Annotated in this window: 16 protein-coding genes and 1 tRNA gene; 8 read left to right on the top strand and 9 right to left on the bottom strand. The window is 70.2% G+C overall.

The genetic code is table 11. The annotated features are described in order from the left end of the window. Window positions 1-7: 7 nt before the first annotated feature. The gene (locus tag ACXDC7_RS15580) at window positions 8-1,111 is read right to left on the bottom strand and encodes a hypothetical protein (protein ID WP_459222673.1); all 1,104 of its coding nucleotides are present in this window, start codon (window positions 1,109-1,111) and stop codon (window positions 8-10) included. A gap of 63 nt (window positions 1,112-1,174) precedes the next feature. Between ACXDC7_RS15580 and mfd the strand changes: the two genes are divergently transcribed. Then, a complete protein-coding gene (gene mfd / locus ACXDC7_RS15575; RefSeq protein ID WP_459222672.1) occupies window positions 1,175-4,771 on the top strand; it encodes a transcription-repair coupling factor in 3,597 nt (1,198 codons plus the stop codon). An 81-nt stretch (window positions 4,772-4,852) separates the two neighbouring features. Here the strand turns inward: mfd and ACXDC7_RS15570 are convergent, their stop codons facing one another. Continuing rightward, a complete protein-coding gene (locus ACXDC7_RS15570; RefSeq protein WP_179445578.1) occupies window positions 4,853-5,908 on the bottom strand; it encodes a M23 family metallopeptidase in 1,056 nt (351 codons plus the stop codon). Between the two features lie 218 nt (window positions 5,909-6,126). Here ACXDC7_RS15570 and ACXDC7_RS15565 point away from each other — a divergent pair, with 218 nt between their 5' ends. The 6 genes from ACXDC7_RS15565 to ACXDC7_RS15540 all read left to right on the top strand — a co-directional run bounded on the left by ACXDC7_RS15565 (window position 6,127) and on the right by ACXDC7_RS15540 (window position 10,741). Then, window positions 6,127-6,651, top strand: coding sequence for a peptidylprolyl isomerase (locus ACXDC7_RS15565; protein WP_179445579.1), 525 nt, complete (start codon window positions 6,127-6,129; stop codon window positions 6,649-6,651). Window positions 6,652-6,699: 48 nt separating this feature from the next. Continuing rightward, a complete protein-coding gene (locus tag ACXDC7_RS15560) occupies window positions 6,700-7,278 on the top strand; it encodes a nucleoside triphosphate pyrophosphohydrolase (protein WP_179446584.1) in 579 nt (192 codons plus the stop codon). A gap of 41 nt (window positions 7,279-7,319) precedes the next feature. Beyond that, complete coding sequence (eno, locus tag ACXDC7_RS15555; protein ID WP_459222671.1) at window positions 7,320-8,603, top strand: phosphopyruvate hydratase; 1,284 nt, start codon at window positions 7,320-7,322, stop codon at window positions 8,601-8,603. A gap of 163 nt (window positions 8,604-8,766) precedes the next feature. Beyond that, a complete protein-coding gene (locus ACXDC7_RS15550) occupies window positions 8,767-9,312 on the top strand; it encodes a septum formation initiator family protein (protein ID WP_179445581.1) in 546 nt (181 codons plus the stop codon). Further along, window positions 9,309-9,818, top strand: a complete 510-nt coding sequence (locus ACXDC7_RS15545) for a DUF501 domain-containing protein (protein ID WP_179445582.1) — start codon at window positions 9,309-9,311, stop codon at window positions 9,816-9,818. Before ACXDC7_RS15550 ends, ACXDC7_RS15545 begins: the two co-directional genes overlap by 4 nt. Next, the gene (locus ACXDC7_RS15540; protein ID WP_179445583.1) at window positions 9,815-10,741 is read left to right on the top strand and encodes a Ppx/GppA phosphatase family protein; all 927 of its coding nucleotides are present in this window, start codon (window positions 9,815-9,817) and stop codon (window positions 10,739-10,741) included. The genes ACXDC7_RS15545 and ACXDC7_RS15540 overlap by 4 nt, the downstream gene beginning before the upstream one ends. Before the next feature lies 1 nt (window position 10,742). Here ACXDC7_RS15540 and ACXDC7_RS15535 read toward each other — a convergent pair whose 3' ends face one another. The 6 genes from ACXDC7_RS15535 to ACXDC7_RS15510 all read right to left on the bottom strand — a co-directional run bounded on the left by ACXDC7_RS15535 (window position 10,743) and on the right by ACXDC7_RS15510 (window position 16,803). Continuing rightward, on the bottom strand, window positions 10,743-12,095 hold the full coding sequence (locus tag ACXDC7_RS15535; protein WP_459222670.1) for a LamG-like jellyroll fold domain-containing protein: 1,353 nt from the start codon (window positions 12,093-12,095) through the stop codon (window positions 10,743-10,745). A gap of 63 nt (window positions 12,096-12,158) precedes the next feature. Further along, entirely contained in the window at window positions 12,159-12,728 is a 570-nt protein-coding gene (locus ACXDC7_RS15530) for a TasA family protein (protein ID WP_459222669.1), read from the bottom strand. A 154-nt stretch (window positions 12,729-12,882) separates the two neighbouring features. Then, the gene (locus ACXDC7_RS15525) at window positions 12,883-13,293 is read right to left on the bottom strand and encodes a MarR family winged helix-turn-helix transcriptional regulator (protein WP_179445586.1); all 411 of its coding nucleotides are present in this window, start codon (window positions 13,291-13,293) and stop codon (window positions 12,883-12,885) included. Window positions 13,294-13,545: 252 nt separating this feature from the next. Further along, window positions 13,546-14,961, bottom strand: a complete 1,416-nt coding sequence (locus tag ACXDC7_RS15520; RefSeq protein WP_459222668.1) for an alanine/glycine:cation symporter family protein — start codon at window positions 14,959-14,961, stop codon at window positions 13,546-13,548. Between the two features lie 388 nt (window positions 14,962-15,349). Beyond that, complete coding sequence (locus ACXDC7_RS15515; protein ID WP_459222667.1) at window positions 15,350-16,231, bottom strand: hypothetical protein; 882 nt, start codon at window positions 16,229-16,231, stop codon at window positions 15,350-15,352. Continuing rightward, complete coding sequence (locus ACXDC7_RS15510) at window positions 16,228-16,803, bottom strand: hypothetical protein (protein WP_459222666.1); 576 nt, start codon at window positions 16,801-16,803, stop codon at window positions 16,228-16,230. Before ACXDC7_RS15510 ends, ACXDC7_RS15515 begins: the two co-directional genes overlap by 4 nt. Window positions 16,804-17,000: 197 nt before the next feature. On the opposite strand from ACXDC7_RS15510, the gene ACXDC7_RS15505 reads away from it, so the two are divergent. Further along, entirely contained in the window at window positions 17,001-17,126 is a 126-nt protein-coding gene (locus ACXDC7_RS15505; protein ID WP_459222665.1) for a hypothetical protein, read from the top strand. A gap of 545 nt (window positions 17,127-17,671) precedes the next feature. Here the strand turns inward: ACXDC7_RS15505 and ACXDC7_RS15500 are convergent. Next, window positions 17,672-17,745 (bottom strand) — tRNA-Leu (locus tag ACXDC7_RS15500). Window position 17,746 lies beyond the last annotated feature (1 nt).

Genomic DNA, 17,746 nt, shown 5'->3' with positions numbered 1-17,746 from the left:
GCGCGGCTCACGGGACGATCGCCTCCATGCCCACGACGCCGAACAGCCAGACCGCGAAGAGGATTACGGCCACCACCACGAAGCTCCAGCGGAAGCGTCGGCGCAGCCGCCGGCCCTGCGGCGCGATGGTCAGGGGCGCCGCGACGGCCGGCGTCCCGGCCAACGCGGCGGGCGGCCCGGCGACGGGGGGCGCGGCAGCGCGCGGACCGGCCGCGAGGCGGCGGTCGCGGTAGGTCCGCGACCGGTCCCGCAACTGCCGGGCGACCGTGTCGCGGATCGCGGCGAGTCGCTGCCAGGTCGCCGGATCGGTCACCGGCAGTTCGAAGCGGGTGTAGAGGAACATCCAGTTGTCGACCACCTCGACGTCGAAGGCATGCGTGCGGTCGATCAGGTGCGCCATCAGGTCCGGGGTGAACACGTAGTAGGCGTCGAAGCCGTACTCGGCGGGGCAGTAGAGGTCGAAATGCCGGTCGAACTCACCGCCGAGGGAGAGCCGCTGGTCGCCGGTGAAGCTGACCGGCAGATTGCTGCCGAAGCCGTTGTTCGCCTTCGCGTCCAACAGCATGTGCGGCAGGGCGGACTCGAGCCTGATCGCGGCGTACTGCCAGCGATGCTCGCGCCGGTTCTTGCCCGAGCCGGTGACGTAGAAGTGGGTGCCGCAGTCGGCGACGGGTCCGGCCATCGCGTAGACGTGCTGCTCGGCCCGCTGGTCGTGCCCGAGGCCGAAGATCAGTCCCGGGAAGCCCGCGGGATTCGAGCGCGGCGAGTACTGCATGCCGTTCGCCCGGGCGAAGCGGGACAGCCGCAGGTGGGTGGGCCAGGTGCGGCCGCCCCGGCCGCGCACGGCCCGGAATCCGACGGCCGCGATCACGACGAGGACGGCGAGGACCGGCAGCCAACCGACCGGACCCATCCGGCCCATCGCCATCGTGCTCCAGGTGAACACCACCTGGGACCCGAAGACCACGATCACCGCGATCATGATGACCGACCGGAACGGGTTGGGCGGGCGCCAGCGCGGGTCGCCGGAACGGGTCATCTCGGTCCGGAACCGCGCCACCTCCGCGGGGTCGACCGGCTCCGTCAGCGGTCGGGTGTCGAATGTCGTCACGGGCACCTCCGGCGCCCGAGGCTAGCGTCCGCGCGGGTCGGTGGCCCGCGCTAGGCTGACTCGGTGAGCCTGTCCGCTCTCGTGTCCGCCGTCGCGTCCGATCCCGCCATCTCCAGCGCGGTCGAGGGCGCCCGTTCGCGTACCGTCGATGCGCTCGACCTGACCGGTCCGGCCGCGCTGCGCCCGTTCCTGGCGGCAGCGCTGGCGACCACCCGGCCCGTGTTGCTGGTCACCTCCACCTATCGGGAGGCCGAGGAGCAGGCGGCGACGCTGGCCAGCATGCTCGGGGCCGACGAGGTCGCCTACTACCCGGCCTGGGAGACCCTGCCGCACGAGCGACTCAGCCCGCGCTCCGACACCGTAGGCCGTCGTCTGTCGGTGCTCCGCCGGCTGGCCGGCAATGATCAACTCCCCGCACCGCGGGTGGTCGTCGCGCCGGTCCGCTCGTTGCTGCAGCCGCAGGTGAGGGGGCTGGCCCAGATGCGCCCGGTGCGGGTGATCAGCGGGGCCGAGTACGATCCCGATGATCTTGCCCGCGATCTGGTCGCGGCCGCCTACACCCGGGTGGACCTGGTCGAGCGACGCGGCGAGTTCGCGATCCGCGGTGGGATCGTCGACGTGTTCCCGCCGACCGAGGAACACCCCCTGCGGATCGACTTCTTCGGCGACACCGTGGAGGAGATCCGGACCTTCACCGTCGCCGACCAGCGCAGCTCGGGCGAACCGGTCGCCGAGCTGATCGCCTCCCCGTGCCGGGAGATGTTGATCACCGAGCAGGTACGCTCTCGCGCCGCCGCGCTGATCGATGATCATCCCGAGCTGGCGGAGATGCTGGAACGGATCGCCCAGGGGCACGCCGTCGAAGGGATGGAGTCGCTGGCGCCGGCGCTGGTCGACGGCATGGAGCTGATGATCGACGCGATGCCCGACGACACGCTGGTGCTGGTCGCCGACCCGGAGCTGATCCGCGGCCGGGCGGCCGACCTGGTGACGATGAGCGAGGAGTTCCTGGCGACCTCCTGGCAGGCGGCCGCGGCCGGCGGGCGGGCCCCCATCGACCTGGCCGCCTCGGCGTACCGCGACCTCGGCGATGTCCGTCGCGAGGCGTTGGATCGGGGGCTGGCGTGGTGGACGCTGAGCCCGTTCGCCGCCGGCCCGGGGGAGGCCGACGAGCCGGTCCGCACCGAGGACGGCGAGGTCGTCGATCTGTCCGGTGTCGGCGAGATCGGCGGCGTGCGGAGCAGATCGGTCGGGGCGCGCGCGGTCGAGCCGTGGCGCGGCGATGTGGACGCCGCGGTTGCCGACATCCGCAACGCGCTCGCGGCGGGCTGGCGGGTGGCCCTGGCCGCCGAGGGGGCCGGGCTGGCGAAGCGGATGGTCGAGCTGCTGGGCGAGCACGACATCGCGGCCCGGCTTGCGCCGGCCGAGGGCCCGGAAGCCGGCGAGCTGGCCGGCGACGTGGTCAACGTGATCATCGCGGACCTGCGCGCCGGCTTCGTCGCCGAGGCGGCCAATCTGGCCGTCTTCACCGCGGCGGACCTGTCGGGTCAGCGCAATGCGGACAAGTCCCAGCGCCGGATGCCGAGCCGGCGCAAGAACCAGATCGACCCGCTGCAGCTCACGCCGGGCGACGCGGTCGTGCACGAACAGCACGGCGTGGGCCGTTACGTGGAGATGGTGCAGCGCAGCCTGCAGGGCGCGACCAGGGAGTACCTGGTGATCGAATACGCCCCGTCCAAGCGTGGCCAGCCGGGCGACCGGTTGTTCGTCCCGATGGACTCCCTGGACCAGGTCACCCGCTACGTCGGCGGGGAGAACCCGAGCCTGGACCGGATGGGCGGCGCGGACTGGGCCAAGCGCAAGGGCCGCGCCCGCAAGGCGGTACGCCAGATCGCGGCGGAATTGATCAAGCTCTACGCCGCCCGGCAGGCGACCCGCGGGCACGCGTTCGGCCCGGACACGACCTGGCAGCGTGAGCTGGAGGATGCGTTCAACTACGTGGAGACCCCGGACCAGCTCGGCGCGATCACCGAGGTCAAGCAGGACATGGAGCAGGTGGTGCCGATGGATCGGCTGATCTGCGGCGATGTCGGCTACGGCAAGACCGAGATCGCGGTCCGCGCGGCGTTCAAGGCGGTCCAGGACGGCAAGCAGGTCGCCGTGCTGGTGCCCACGACGCTGCTGGTCCAGCAGCACCACGCCACCTTCGCCGACCGGTACGCCGGCTTCCCGGTCAAGGTCGCCGCGCTCAGCCGCTTCCAGTCCGAGGCGGAGGCGAAGAAGGTCCGCGAGGGCATCGCCGACGGTTCGATCGATGTCGTCGTGGGCACGCACCGGTTGATCGGCGGCGAGGTCTCGTTCAAAGACCTCGGGCTGGTGATCATCGACGAGGAGCAGCGCTTCGGCGTCGAGCACAAGGAGGCCCTGAAGCGGCTGCGGATGGATGTCGACGTGCTCGCCATGTCGGCGACGCCGATCCCGCGTACCCTCGAAATGGCGATCACCGGCATCCGGGAGATGTCCACCATCGCCACCCCGCCGGAGGAGCGGCACCCCGTGCTGACCTTCGCCGGGCCCTACGACGAGGCGCAGGTGGCCGCCGCGATCCGGCGCGAGCTGATGCGCGAGGGCCAGGTCTTCTACATCCACAACCGGGTCCAGTCGATCGAGAAGACCGCCAGGCGGATCGCCGAGCTGGTCCCGGAGGCGCGGGTCGCGACGGCGCACGGCCAGATGGGCGAGTCGAAGCTGGAGCAGGTGATGGTCGACTTCTGGGAGCGCCGCGCCGACGTGCTGGTGTGCACCACGATCGTCGAGGCCGGCCTGGACATCTCGACCGCGAACACGTTGATCATCGAGCGCGCCGACCTGCTCGGGCTGTCGCAGTTGCACCAGTTGCGCGGCCGCGTCGGGCGCGGCCGCGAGCGCGGGTACGCCTACTTCCTCTACCCGCCGGAGCGGGCGCTGACCGAGACCGCCCATGATCGACTCGCCACGATGGCCGCGCACACCGACCTCGGCGCCGGGATGCAGATCGCGATGAAGGACCTGGAGATCCGCGGCGCCGGCAATCTGTTGGGCGGCGAGCAGTCCGGGCACATCGCCGATGTCGGTTTCGATCTCTACATCCGGCTGGTCGGCGAGGCCGTCGCCGATTTCCGCGGCGAGGGCGGCGAGCCGGAGCCGGAGGTACGCATCGAGCTGCCCGTCGACGCCCGCCTGCCGGAGGACTACATCGAGACCGAGCGGCTGCGGCTGGAGATGTACAAGCGGCTCGCCGAGACCCGCACGCCGGAGGATCTGGCGGCCGTGGTGGCCGAGCTGACGGACCGCTACGGCGAGCCGACCGGGCCGGTGTTGACGCTGATCGAGGTGGCCCGGTTCCGGCTCGCGGCGCGCGCGGCCGGGCTGACCGAGGTGGTGGCGCAGGGCAACTACATCCGATTCGCCCCCGTGCACCTGCCCGAATCGCGCACGCTGCGGCTGAAGCGGCTGCACCCGCGTTCGGTGATCAAGGAACAGACCGGCATCATCCTGGTCCCGCGGCCGCAGGCCGAGCGGGTCGGCGGCCCGCCGCCGACCGACGACGAGCTGCTGCGCTGGGCGACCGGGGTGGTCGAGGACATCCTGGCGCCGGTACTGGCGCCCGTCGCGGGTTGAACCCGGGCCCCAGCTCGCCCAGTCCGAACCACCCGCCGCCGGGCCGGACGCGCTGCCGGCCCGGCGGCTCCGGGATGTTGATCAGTAGTTGTAGGTGCGGGCGGGCGTGTAGTTCACGTTGCCGTTGGTCACGTCGACCGTCTTGCCGGAGTAGTTGCCGCCGGTGATCTCGTGGTTGTTGATCCGGTAGCCGTTCCAGTCCACGTACTTCCCGGCCGCGTTCGGGTCGGAGTAGCTGCGGATCGCGAAGTGCAAGTGCGCGCCGCGCGCGATGCCACCGCAGGTGACGTTGGTGCCCTGGGTGCCGAGCACGACGTCCTGACCGATGCCGCCGTTCAGGTTCTTCTGGTTCCACATGTGGTAGTAGTCAGTCGAGAAGCCGTTGTTGTGGATCACCCGGGTCATGCCCGAGCACACCACATAGGCCCGCCCGCCGCGCGCGCTGCGGACGGTGCCGTCGCTGCCGGAGAGGTCGATCGAACTCTGCGGCTCGGCGCCGCTCCCGCTCCAGCCGTGCGGGCCGCCGGTCAGGTTGAACCAGGTGCCCTTCTTCACCGGGAACTGCATCCCCAGGTCGGTCGAGGTGGTCCCGGCCGGGACCCGCGCGCCCCGGGCGTACCCACTCAGCGTGTCGCGCGCCTCGTCGTCGAGGGTTGCGCTCTCGGTCGCGAAGTCGGCGAACTGCGGGTCGCCCTCGAGCGCGACGGTCCAGCGGCCGTCGACCTGCCGGGCCAGGTAGACCCAGGCCTCCGGCATCGCGTCCACCCCGGCCTGCGCGGTGACCACGCTGACCCCCTCGGCCCAGTCACCGGTGGCGGCGCTGACCCGGACCTGGACGTCGCTGCCCTGTCCGGCCAGGCGCTCCAGGCGTTCGCCCGGGGTGCCCGCGCCGCCGGTGCGCTCGAGCACCTGTGCAAGCACCTCCTCGCCGAGGGCCTCGGCGCCGGGGACGGTGACCGCGTCCTCGGTACGCAGCGAGACGTTCTCGCGGTCGATCAGGTCCGTGTCGTCGGCCGCGGCGGGACCGGCGACGAGGAGTGGCACGCCCAGCGCGGCGAGAGCGCCGACGACGAGCGCGAGTCGTGCGCCGCGCGAGTGCGCGGGATCGGGCGCAGACGAGTGTCGGATCGAAGACATGACAGGACCTTTCATGAGGGCGGTCGCCCTGCCGGCGACCTGCTGGATCTGATCAAGCGCCGCGCGCACGCGCGGCGGCAATCGATTAAGCGCTGGACTGGACCGACGCGCCGATCGGGCGGGCGGACCCGGCGAATGGTGGCGGCAGTACCGCGATGGTGAGGCGGCTGCGCGGGGTCGCGTACCATGCCGTGCGGATGCGTGAGCGAAGGAGAACGATGACCAAGCGCCTGGCCGCAGTGGCCGTGATGATCGTGGCGATGCTCGGGGTGGCAGGCTGTGCCGGCTCGCCGGCCACCGTCGCCGATGTCGGCGGTCAGCGGATCACCACGGGCGAGTTGTCGGAAGCGACCGCCGTCGTCGAGCGTGCGCTGCAGGCCGAGCCCGGGGCGGTCTCGACCCGCGCCGTCGCCGCCACGCTGATCGGCGGCCAGATCGCCGACGATGTCGCCGCGGCCACCAACACCACGATCACCCCCGACGATCGGGCCAAGTTCATCGCGACCGCCAACGCCCCGATCCTTTCCCAGCTCGCTGCCGACCCGGCCGCCCGCGACTTCCTGGACGACCTGATCGACCCCGCGCTGGTGCAGCAGAAGCTCGGCGCGCCGGCCTATCTCGAGCTGAGCCAGCAGGTGCCGTTGACGATCAACCCGGCCTACGGCTCGTGGAGCTACCAGACCGGCGGCCTGGACGGTGTCAGCACCGGATCGCTGTCGGTGCCCGCGCCCGCCGCGGCCTGATCCGTGACCGAGCCGGCGCCGAGCCAACTGGATCGGCTGGTCGCCGTGATGCACCGGCTGCGCGCCGAGTGTCCGTGGGACGCCGAGCAGACCCATCGATCCCTGGTCTCCTACCTGATCGAGGAGAGTCATGAGCTCGTCGAGGCGATCGAGGAGGGCGGCGATGCCGATCTTCGCGAGGAGCTGGGCGACCTGCTGCTGCAGGTGATCTTCCACGCCGAGATCGCCACCGAGCGCGGAGCCTTCGACATCGAGGCGGTCGCCGGTGGGGTCGCGGACAAGCTGGTCCGGCGCCACCCCTATGTGTTCGGCGACGGCGCCGTGCCCGAGGATCTGCACGCCACCTGGGAGCAGCGCAAGCGTGCCGAGAAGGGCCGCACCTCGGCGCTGCAGGGCATCCCGCCGATGCCCGCGCTGGCCAGGGCGCAGAAGGTGATCTCCCGCTCGCGCTCGCACGGCGTACCCGTCGAGTTGCCTGCCGAACCGGTGACGGCCGAGGAGGTCGGGCAGCAGATCCTCGCCCTGGTCGCGCGGGCGCAGGCCGGCGGCGTCGACGCCGACCAGGCGGTACGCGGGGCGCTGCGCGAGCTCGAGGACCGGATCGCCGCCGCCGAATCGGATCGCTAGGCTGAGGCCGGACTCCGCACCCCGCTCGGAAAGGCCTGCCCGTGGCATCCATCGAATTCGTTGACGCCCGCGAGATCCTCGACTCCCGCGGCAACCCCACCGTCGAGGTGGAGGTCCTGCTCGACGACGGCTCGGTCGGCCGCGCGGCCGTGCCGAGCGGCGCCTCGACCGGCCAGTTCGAGGCCGTCGAGCTGCGCGACGGCGACAAGGCCCGCTACGGCGGCAAGGGCGTGCTGAAGGCCGTCGACAACGTGATCGACGCGATCGGCGAGGAGATCGTCGGCTACGAGGCGTCGGAGCAGCGCTACATCGACGAGGTGATGATCGAGCTGGACGGTACGCCGAACAAGGCGAACCTCGGCGCGAATGCCATCCTCGGGGTCTCGCTGGCGGTCGCCCACGCCGCGGCCGAGTCGGCAAACCTGCCGCTCTACCGCTATGTCGGCGGCCCGAATGCCCACGTGCTGCCCGTGCCGATGATGAACATCCTCAACGGCGGCGCGCATGCCGACTCCGATGTCGACGTCCAGGAGTTCATGATCGCGCCGATCGGCGCGCCCAGCTTCCGGGAGGCGCTGCGTCAGGGTACGGAGGTCTACCACGCGCTGAAGTCGGTACTGAAGGCCAAGGGGCTGGCGACCGGGCTCGGCGACGAGGGCGGCTTCGCGCCGAACCTGCCGCAGAACCGCGCGGCGCTGGAGCTGATCGCCGAGGCGGTCGAGTCCACGGGCCTGAAGCTCGGCACCGACATCGCGCTGGCCCTCGACGTCGCGGCGACCGAGTTCTTCACAGACGGGGCCTACCGGTTCGACGGAAAGTCGCAGACCGCCGAGCAGATGGGCGAGATCTACGCCGGCTGGTTGAACGACTTCCCGATCGTCTCGATCGAGGACCCGCTGGCCGAGGACGACTGGGACGGCTGGGCGGCGCTGTATGCCAAGATCGGCCAGCAGGTGCAGATCGTCGGCGACGACCTGTTCGTGACCAATGTCGAGCGGCTGCGTACCGGCATCGAGAAGCGCGCCGCGAATGCGCTGCTGGTGAAGGTCAACCAGATCGGTACGCTCACCGAGACCCTGGACGCGGTCAGCCTCGCCCAGCGCTCAGGGATGAACGCGATGATGAGCCACCGCTCCGGCGAGACCGAGGACACCACCATCGCCGACCTGGCCGTCGCCACCAACTGCGGACAGATCAAGACCGGTGCCCCGGCGCGTTCGGAGCGGGTCGCGAAGTACAACGAGCTGCTGCGGATCGAGGAGGATCTGGAGAACGCCGCGACCTATGCCGGCGCGTCCGCCTTCCCGCGCTTCAGCGCCCGCTGAGGGCCGGTGGCGCCCGGCGCGGGAACCTCGCCGATCACCGGGCGCATGGTGAACTGGATCAGTGGCTCCCACCAGTAGGCGTCGCCCCACGGGGCGGCCGGACAATTCCGGCCCGACGCGTACCCGCACGCGGGCCCGCCGGACGGGGACCGATCGTCGGCCCGTGAGCGCGTCGCCGCAGGCGCCGGCGGGGTCGACGGGTTCGGCCTCGCCGGACGGTCGGCGGCGGCCGTGGCTGACGCTGCCGGGCGGTGTCGGCGTGACCCCGCGGGCGATCGCGCTGCTGGTGGTGCTGGCGGTGCTGATGATCTCCTACGCCAACAGCGTGCGCATCTATCTGGACCAGGAGGCCGAGATCGCCGCGCTGCAGTTGGAGACCGAGCGGCGCCAGCAGACGATCGATGATCTGAACGCCGACCTGTCGCGGTGGCAGGACGAGGACTATGTCCGCGCCCAGGCCCGGGAACGGCTGGGCTGGGTGGTGCCCGGCGAGACCGGTTTCCGGGTGATCGGGCCGGACGGCCAGGGCATCGGCGCGAGCATCGACTCCGACCGGCGCACCCCGGCGAGCGACCTCCCGCCCGTCGTGCCCTGGTGGGGCAAGGCCTGGGGCAGCATCGAGGCCGCCGATCACCCCGCGCCGCCCCCCGAGCCGACGGAGAATCCCGCCGACCGGCCGCCGATCACCACTGACGACGAGGGCGGATGAGCGCCTCCGACACCTTCACCGAGGCGGACGCCGATGTCGTGGAGGCGCAGTTGCAGCGGCGCCCCCGCGGCGTCGTGCGGGTGGCGTGGCGCTGCCACGACGGCCGCCCCGGGGTGATCATGACCGAGCCGCGGCTGCCGGGCGGTACGCCGTTCCCGACCACCTACTACCTGACCTGCCCGAGCCTGATCGCGGGCTGCTCGACGCTGGAGGCCTCGGGCCTGATGGCCGAGATGACCCGGCGGCTGGGCGAGGATGCGGAGCTGGCCGCGGGCTATCGGGCGGCGCACGAGTCCTATCTCGCCGACCGGGCCGCGCTGGGTGAGGTGCCGGAGATTGCCGGCGTGTCGGCCGGCGGGATGCCCGACCGGGTGAAGTGCCTGCACGTGTTGGCCGCGCACGCGCTGGCCAAGGGTCCCGGCGTGAATCCGCTCGGTGACGAGGTCGTCGAGCGGCTGGCCGACTGGCTCGCCCGCCCGTGCCTGGTCGAGCAGGCCGGGCGATGAGCGCGGAGCGGGTCGCGGCGATCGACTGCGGCACCAACTCGATCCGGCTGCTGGTCGCCGAGCCCGGCGAGGACGGAGCGCCGGTCGAGCTGCACCGCCAGCTCGAGCTGGTCCGGCTCGGCCAGGGCGTGGACGCGACCGGGGAGTTCGCCCCGGACGCGCTGGCCCGCACGCTGGCCGCGACGGGAGAGTACGCCGAGATCGTGGCCGGCTTCGGCGTACCCGTGCAGCGGACGCGGTTCGTCGCCACGTCGGCCGCGCGGGATGCGCGCAACCGCGAGGAGTTCTTCGCCGGGGTGCGGGAGCGCCTGGGCGTCGAGGCGGAGATCATCTCCGGCGAGGAGGAGGCCCGGTTGTCGTTCGCCGGGGCGATCGCGGGAGCGGCGCAGGTGCGGGACCCGACGCTGGTGGCCGACATCGGCGGCGGCTCGACCGAGCTGGTGCTGGGCCGCGCCGGCCGGGTGGAGCAGGCGGTGTCGCTGGACATCGGTTCGGTACGCCTGCGCGAGCGGCTGATGCCCGGGAACCCGCCCACCCCCGACGAGATCGCCGCCGCGGAGGCCGAGGTCGACGCGCAGCTCGACGGGGCCGATATTGATCTTGGTGCGGCGCGGACCTGGCTCGGCGTCGCCGGGACGGCGACCAGCGTGGCCGCGCTCGCGATGGGCCTCGGCAGCTACGACCGGTCGCGGGTGCACGGCGCGCAGATCTCGGTCGAGCGGCTGCACCTGGTGTGCCGGGAGATCGAGACCAGCACCATCGCCGACCTGATCGACCGGGGACCGATCCCGCCGCGCCGCGCCGAGGTGCTGGCCGGCGGTGCGCTGATCCTGGACCGGCTGGCGCGCAGGGTCGGCACGGACACCCTGCGGGTCAGCGAGTCCGACATTCTGGACGGGATGGTTGCGGCGCTGCTGCGCTGAGTCAGCCCTCGCCCAGCGCAGCCTCGTAGTGGCTGGTGACGTGGGCTGCGGGCAGCGCCTTGTCGTAGATCGCGATGTCGTCCAGGCGTCCCGGGAAGGGCAGGTTGCGCGGCATCGGCTCCTCCGGCCAACCGTCCAGCTGGCCCCAGCCGACGCGCCAGAACCCGTCGTAGTACTGCACCTCGCTGGTCGGCTTGCTGAGCTTCTCGCCGTCGATGATCAACTGCATCGTGCCGTCACTCGCGCGGGTCGCGGCCAGGTGGTGCCACTTCCCGTCGTCGTATCGCTTGGTGGTCTCGATCCGGTGTGGACCGTACGGGCCGACGCCGAAGATGACCGTGCCTTTGGTCGTCATGTAGACGACCCGGTCGTAGTAGGTGTCGTAGTTGGTCGGATAGAGCCCGAAACCGATCATCCGGCCGCCGCGACCGGCGACGGGATTGTTGAACCACAGCTCGAGGCTGAACTCTCGCGGTCCCGCGTTGAGGATCCGCGGCTGCAGCGTCATGTGCGGGCCGTTGTAGTTGGTGTCGCCGGCAACCGTGAACGATTGATCGCTGTTCGGGTGCGAGCCCGGCGACGCCGTGGTGATGCCGTGGTAGTCGGTGGTCTGGCCGTTGCCGCTGGTGTCCAGCGTCGCGTCGCCGGACTCGCCCTCCCAGAACACGAGCGGCTTGTCCGACAGCACTTGCTGGCGATAGGTCATTCCTGGTGCGCTGACGAAGGAACCCGAAGCCTGGGTGGTGTCGGAGAAGCCCGCGTAGGCCGGGCGGAACGCGGGCACGACGGCCGTCGCGATCAGGACGGTCGCGGCGGCGCCGGACGCGGCAGCGCCGATGCCGAGGCGGCGGCTCAGGGGTCTTTCCGAGGCGAGCAGCAGCAGCACGCCGAGAGTGACGACGCAGCCGGCGAGGGCGCCGATGTTCCCGGCGCGCCACCAAAGGCCCGGCAGCCCGAGGAGCGGGATCCGCAACACCCCGACACCCCGTACCGCGTCGGGGGAGACCGGGGTGGAGTCGGCGGCCGGGTTGGCGTCGCCGCGCAGGACCAGTCGCCCGTCGGCCTCGACTCGCTCGAGGCGGTGCAGGCGCAGCTTGTCCGGGTGGTCGGGATCTGTGACCAGCGGAACCTGACCGGGAGCCAACTCATCCGCCGCGGCGGGTTTGGTGACCACCACGTCGCCGGTCATGATCGCGGGCTCCATCGACCCAGATGACACCGTCGTCGGCATCCAGCCGAGGATCATCGGCGCGACGGCCCAGAACGCCAGGCCCACGCAGGTGGCCAGCACCAACCGGGCGAGCAGCATGATCACCAATCGCGGTGACGACGGTGCCGTGCGGTCGGGTGACATGATCGCTTGTCCTCTAGGGCTGGTCGGCTGCGAGATGGCCCAGCGGTTCCGGGGGATGGGGGATTACTGGTTCTGCGCCTCCCACACGAAGTTGACCTTGGCGGTCCCGCCCTGAGCGGAGTTGGGGGTGTCGTCGCTCAGCGTGTAGGCGACGGTGTAGGCCTGCTTCTCGCCCTCGCCGCCGGCGGTCGCCCAGGAGCCCGCGCCGGTGGAGAAGTTGGTCTTGGAAGTGTGGAACTCGTTCAGCGTGCCGTCGAAGATCGTGTCCTTCGTCGCCGCATCGCACGACGCGGCCTGGGTGATCTTCAGCGACAGGTGCTGATCCAGGTTCTTGGTGGCCTCGCCCGCCTCGGCGTACAGCCGGACATCGGACGGCAGTGAGCCGTTCGAGGTGACGGTCAGGCACTTGGAGCCGCTGTCACCGGGCTTGAGGTTTGTCACATCGAACATGGCCACGCCGTTGTCGTCATCGGTCAGTGCAACGCTCCCGCTGGCCCAGGAATTGCCCGGGTTGTCGGTGCGGGCGCTGAACGCCGAGGACGAGCTCTGCGCCACCAGCAGTCCGCTGACCGCGAGGGCGGCCGGAATCACAGCGAACTTGGCGGCGCGGGCGAGGCGAGGGGAAACGGGCATCTACGCTCCTTCGTGGGGGCCGGGTGGGTGGCCGGGGATCGTCCCGGACGAAGGAGACTCTACAACCAAACAGTTTGGCTATCAAGTCAGTCGATAGGCGAACAACTCGCCGGTAGTGTGACTCGATGGTGATGCGACCTCGCTGCCGGGCGGGTCAGGGTTTCCACGCGCGCAGTTGGTCGGCAAAGGCCGCCGTGAACCGCTCGAGCTCGCGGATCTGCTCGGGCTTGAGACCGTCGAAGGCGGTGCCGGCCGCCGAGGCGTACCGCTCGCGGACGCCGCGAACGATGTCGGTGCCCCGGGGCGTCAGCCGAAGCAGGATGCTGCGCCGATCGGCGGGGTGTGGTTCGCGGTTCACATAGCCCGCCCCGACCATCCGGTCGACGAGCGCCGTCGCCGAGCCGGTGGTGATCGACAGCCGGGTCGCGAGGTCCTTCGGAGTCACCGGACCGTCGTGGTCAAGGTGCAACAAGGTGTTGAATTCGTGCAGGCTGAGGTTGATCTCCTTGGCCAGGGTGGCGCGGACCCGCTCATTGGCCAGCGCGAGCCGCCCGACCTGATCCATGAACCCGAGCACCTCCGCAGATGCCGGCGGCCGGCCATTCCTGCTCGGCGTCGATGTCCCCTGCGAAGAATCGTCTGTGAACCGAGGCACGTGCGATTACTCCCCTGTCGAAAGACTGTCCGAGCCGGCTACCCCGTCCGAGTCGGGCAGCCACCGTTCCCCGTGACGGTGGTGGATCCACTCTACCCGAGTTTGTTTGACCGACGAGTTCCTTGAAAGGCGAGTCATCGCCGCGGCGCTGTTGCGCTGAGCTCAGGTTTCGCGGTCGGCCATGAACGCGTCGACCTCGGCGCGGTCGGCGCGCAGCCGCGGGTCGTTGCGCAGATAGTGCGCGGTCTCCCGGGCGACCAGACCGGACAAGATCAACAAGCCGATCAGGTTCGGGATCGCCATCAGCCCGTTCATCACGTCGGAGAAGTTCCACACCACCGCGAGCGGCACGGTGCAGCCGACGAACACGACGAGCGAGAACAGCACCCGATAGGGCAGTACGCCGCGGCGCCCGACCAGCCGCTCGACGCACCGCTCGCCGTAGTAGGCCCAGCCGAGGATCGTCGAGAACGCGAACATCACCAGGCCGAGCGTGACGATCCAGTGCCCCCATTCGCCCGGCAGGCCGCGGCTGAACGCCTCGCCGGTCATCGTCGCGGCGGCGTCCTCGCCGCCGGTCCACACGCCGGTGGTGACGATCACGAGTCCGGTACAGGTGACGACGATGATCGTGTCGATGAACGTCTGCGTCATCGAGACGAGGCCCTGGCGTACCGGATGGGTGGTCTGCGCGGACGCCGCCGCGATCGCCGCCGAGCCCATCCCGGACTCGTTGGAGAAGATGCCGCGGGCCACGCCGTACTGGATCGCGACCATGATCACCGAGCCGACGAAGCCGCCGACCGGAGCCGTTCCGGTGAAGGCATTGCCGAAGATCTGTGCGAGGGCGGCCGGCACCTGCGGGGCGTTCACGATCAGGATCCACAGCGCGCCGAGCACGTAGAACACGATCATCACCGGGACCAGCGCCGAGGTGACTCGGCCGATCGAGCGGATGCCGCCGACCAGCACGACCAGGGTGAGCACGGTGAGCACCGCGCCGGTCAGCCAGAGCGGTACGCCGAAGGAGGACTCCAGGTTCGCCGAAATCGAATTGCCCTGGGTCGTGTTGCCGATGCCGAAGGAGGCCAGGAAGGCCAGCACGGCGAAGGACAGGGCCAAGAACTTGCCGAAGCCGCCGCCGATGCCGCGCTCCAGGTAGTACTGCGGTCCGCCGGAGCGCTCGCCCGCGGCGTCGGTGGTGCGGAAGCGTACGCCGAGGAACGCCTCGGAATACTTCGACGCCATCCCGACCAGGCCGGTCACCCACATCCAGAACAGCGCGCCCGGACCGCCGATCGCGATCGCCGTCGCCACGCCGACGATGTTGCCCGTGCCGACGGTGGCCGCGAGCGCCGTGGTCAGCGCCTGGAACTGCGAGATGTCGCCCGAGTCCTCGGCGTCGTCGTCCTTGCGCTGGATCAGCGCGAGCCGCAGCGCCGGGCCGAGCTTGCGCAGTTGGATGCCGCGCAGCCGGATGGTCAGCACCAGGCCCGTGCCGAGCAGCAGCGGGATCAGGATGAACGGCCCCCAGATCACCGAACTGATCGAGCTGAGCACGTCCTCCAGTGCGTCCATCGGTTCACCTGCTCCGGGTCGTCGTCCATGCGTGGGTTCGGTCTCGCACCCTAGTGACCGCCGACCACCGGTGGTCGGGCGGGGCGCGCCGCGGCTGGACTGTCGTCGTCGGGTCTGGAGTTCGGCGCCGATTCGGGCCTGCCCGTCTCCCGCGTGCTGGTCTGATCACCCCCTCGCTTCCGATTGTTTCCGCAGTTGTGCCCGCTCTGCGGGCCGCAGAGTGGGCTTGACTGCGGGAGGGATCTGGATGGGTGCGGGCCGGTGCGCCGGCGGCTCCACCCGGCGAGCGTGTGCGTTTTGTGGTCATCTCGGTCGCGGGGATGACGACAGAACGCACATGCTTGTGCGGAGCGGGCGTGGCTTGGGGGCCGGCTGTGGTTGGGGGTGGTCAGCGTGGGGCGGTGATGAGTGCTTGGAGTTCGCCGATGGGGATCTGGGTGCTGGCCTGGTTGCTCACGGTGATCACGCCGGATTGTCCGCCGGCGGTCCAGGCGACGGCCCAGGTGTAGATGGCGGTGACGGTGTAGCCGTCGGGTGGGGACATTTTCTGGTAGCGGTGCGAGCAGGGGCCGTCGCTGCCCGGTTCGTCGCGGTAGTTGAAGGGGCGGCCTTTCAGCGCGCAGCGCAGGGTGGTGCCGTCGCCCATCGTGACCGCGATGTTCGGTTTGGCGGCGTCGAGTGAGACGCTCAGGCCTTCGATGTTTTGGGAGTCGTTGACGGGGACGAGTGAATCCGGGTCGGCGTAGACCCAGACCGGGAATCCGACGGCCAGCATCTTGTATTTGTTCTTGTTCCAGTCCGGGCTGAGCCCTGGCGGCTTGGCGGTCAGGCGGATCTTCGCGACCGCACGACGGGCGGCCTCCTCGGGCGCGATGGTCGGCGCGGGCGGCGCGCCGTCCCCTCCGCCTGGATAGTTCGGGCACAGCACGGACACGGTCGGGTCATCCAGGCACACCGACAGGTGAACCATCTCGCCGTTGCCGTTCGCGCTCGGTACGCCACCCGTCTGCTCGGCAACCTCGCGCTCCTCCTTGGAGAAACCCGCCCAGGGATCGGGAGCGGGATGGCTGCCAGACGACCCCGGTCTCCAGTCTGTGGTCGTGTCGGTTGTTTTCGTTTCCTCTGTCTGAGCAGTGCCAGTCACATCACTGGAGTCACCGAATCCACGGGTTGTGGGTTCGCCAGAGTCCGTTGGTTTCGCACGGGCGAGCGCAGGCATCGACAACGCCAGCGCACACAGGATCACCAGTGCTGTGATGGATCGCATCAACACGAGTTGCTCTGTCTGCTCCGCATCTGCACGACCTTCCAGCCGACGGGCGCCGTCTCGTCGAACGAGAGCCGGGTGTATACGTCCTGGAATGTCTCGGGGACTGCACGGTCTCCTTCAGCGCTCGTCCACTTGAACCTCGTGAAGTCTCTGCATGACACCAGGCGCACCTCGTGACCGCCGGGGGCTCCGGGGACAGGATTGGATCTCTCGAGCCTGATCCTGCCCACCCGGACGTTTCCGACACCCCGTTCTCCGTCGCGTTTGAGTCGGTGATTGTCCTTGTTCACGAGTTCGCGTTCCTCACCCATGGTCGTAGCTAGCACCGACTCGGGAACATCATCATCGGGGCCGTATCCGCCGGACGTCGCGGTGTCCACCAGCATCTCCTCATACCGCTTGTACGCCTCGATGGCGGCGGCATTCTTCTCGGCGAAGGGGGTCTGGGAGGGAGAGGGTGAGGGGGTGGGGGTTGGCGCAGGCTCGGATGCGGCGGGCGTGCAGGCACCCAAGACAGCAACGATGGGCGCGATCACGAGCGCGCCGAAGCGCCGGAGGTCGGCAGCGATCACTGGGGGCTCCTCTCGCCGATTTCGAGGATGCTTCCAGCAGCCCCGGCGCCCTGTCGATAGCCCCTCACATTTCTGTGGATATCCCCGTTTGCGCGGTGAAATCCTGTGCACAACTCGAACAACCTGTGGACACCGCAATACCCGCACGGCAGACTCCACGCAGGTCGTCCCCCCGGGCCGAGGCGATGATGATTCTGTTGATCGAAATCATCCAGTTCGGCATCTATTGGCATGCACGCAATTCGGCCGTCGCGGCCGGACCGTCCTCGGGGTTGGAGTTCGGCGCCTACTCCGGTCTGCCCGTCTCCTCGGGCGTGGTCTGATCGCCTCTCACCCTTTCGATTGTTTCCGCAGTTGTGCCCGTTGTGCACGCCGCAGAGCGGGCTTGTCCACGGGAGGGATCTGGAGGGCGGTATGGGCGGGTAAGGCTGCGATCCCACTCGGCGGGCGTGAGCACTTTGTGGTCACATCGGTCGCCGAGATGACCACAAAACGCTCATGCGCGCGGGCGAGCGCGCGTAGAGAGGGTGCGGCTCACGCTGGCGCTGCGGAGGGTCGTCTTCTGGCGGCTCAGCGTGAACTTCGACACCGGCGCATCGAGTTGTCCCGTTCCTGCCCGTCCGAGGCGCCGCCGTCGCCGGCGCCGGCGGGCTCATCCTCGATCGCGTCGGCGCATCCGCGATCCCTCGTCGCCGGGCGCGGTCGCTCTGGCGGCGGCATCGCTCGTCGCCGCTGCGGCGATCTCGACCCGACCGCCGCCTCAGGGCGAGGGCGTCGGACAGCCAGGACGCGTGCACGATCGAGCCCGAGGGGCCGCTCACGTTCACGACGGTCTACATCGACACCGATCCGAACAACGACGCACCGGTGCCCCCGGCGGGAGTCGAACCCGCACTGTGGCGGGTTTAAGCCGCCTGCCTCTGCCGATTGGGCTACGGGGGCC

The sequence above is a fragment of the Naumannella huperziae genome, assembly GCF_054073625.1.
Note: the sequence above shows the minus strand (reverse complement) of the source record. Positions and strands in the feature narration are given on the sequence as shown.

What these genes read in the sequence shown, in the direction of transcription:
- ACXDC7_RS15570 (WP_179445578.1), bottom strand. Translation starts at nt 5,908, where the DNA reads ATGTCTTCGATCCGACACTCGTCTGCGCCCGATCCCGCGCACTCGCGC.
- ACXDC7_RS15565 (WP_179445579.1), top strand. Translation starts at nt 6,127, where the DNA reads ATGACCAAGCGCCTGGCCGCAGTGGCCGTGATGATCGTGGCGATGCTC.
- ACXDC7_RS15560 (WP_179446584.1), top strand. Translation starts at nt 6,700, where the DNA reads ATGCACCGGCTGCGCGCCGAGTGTCCGTGGGACGCCGAGCAGACCCAT.
- ACXDC7_RS15545 (WP_179445582.1), top strand. Translation starts at nt 9,309, where the DNA reads ATGAGCGCCTCCGACACCTTCACCGAGGCGGACGCCGATGTCGTGGAG.
- ACXDC7_RS15540 (WP_179445583.1), top strand. Translation starts at nt 9,815, where the DNA reads ATGAGCGCGGAGCGGGTCGCGGCGATCGACTGCGGCACCAACTCGATC.
- ACXDC7_RS15535 (WP_459222670.1), bottom strand. Translation starts at nt 12,095, where the DNA reads ATGTCACCCGACCGCACGGCACCGTCGTCACCGCGATTGGTGATCATG.
- ACXDC7_RS15530 (WP_459222669.1), bottom strand. Translation starts at nt 12,728, where the DNA reads ATGCCCGTTTCCCCTCGCCTCGCCCGCGCCGCCAAGTTCGCTGTGATT.
- ACXDC7_RS15525 (WP_179445586.1), bottom strand. Translation starts at nt 13,293, where the DNA reads ATGGATCAGGTCGGGCGGCTCGCGCTGGCCAATGAGCGGGTCCGCGCC.
- ACXDC7_RS15520 (WP_459222668.1), bottom strand. Translation starts at nt 14,961, where the DNA reads ATGGACGCACTGGAGGACGTGCTCAGCTCGATCAGTTCGGTGATCTGG.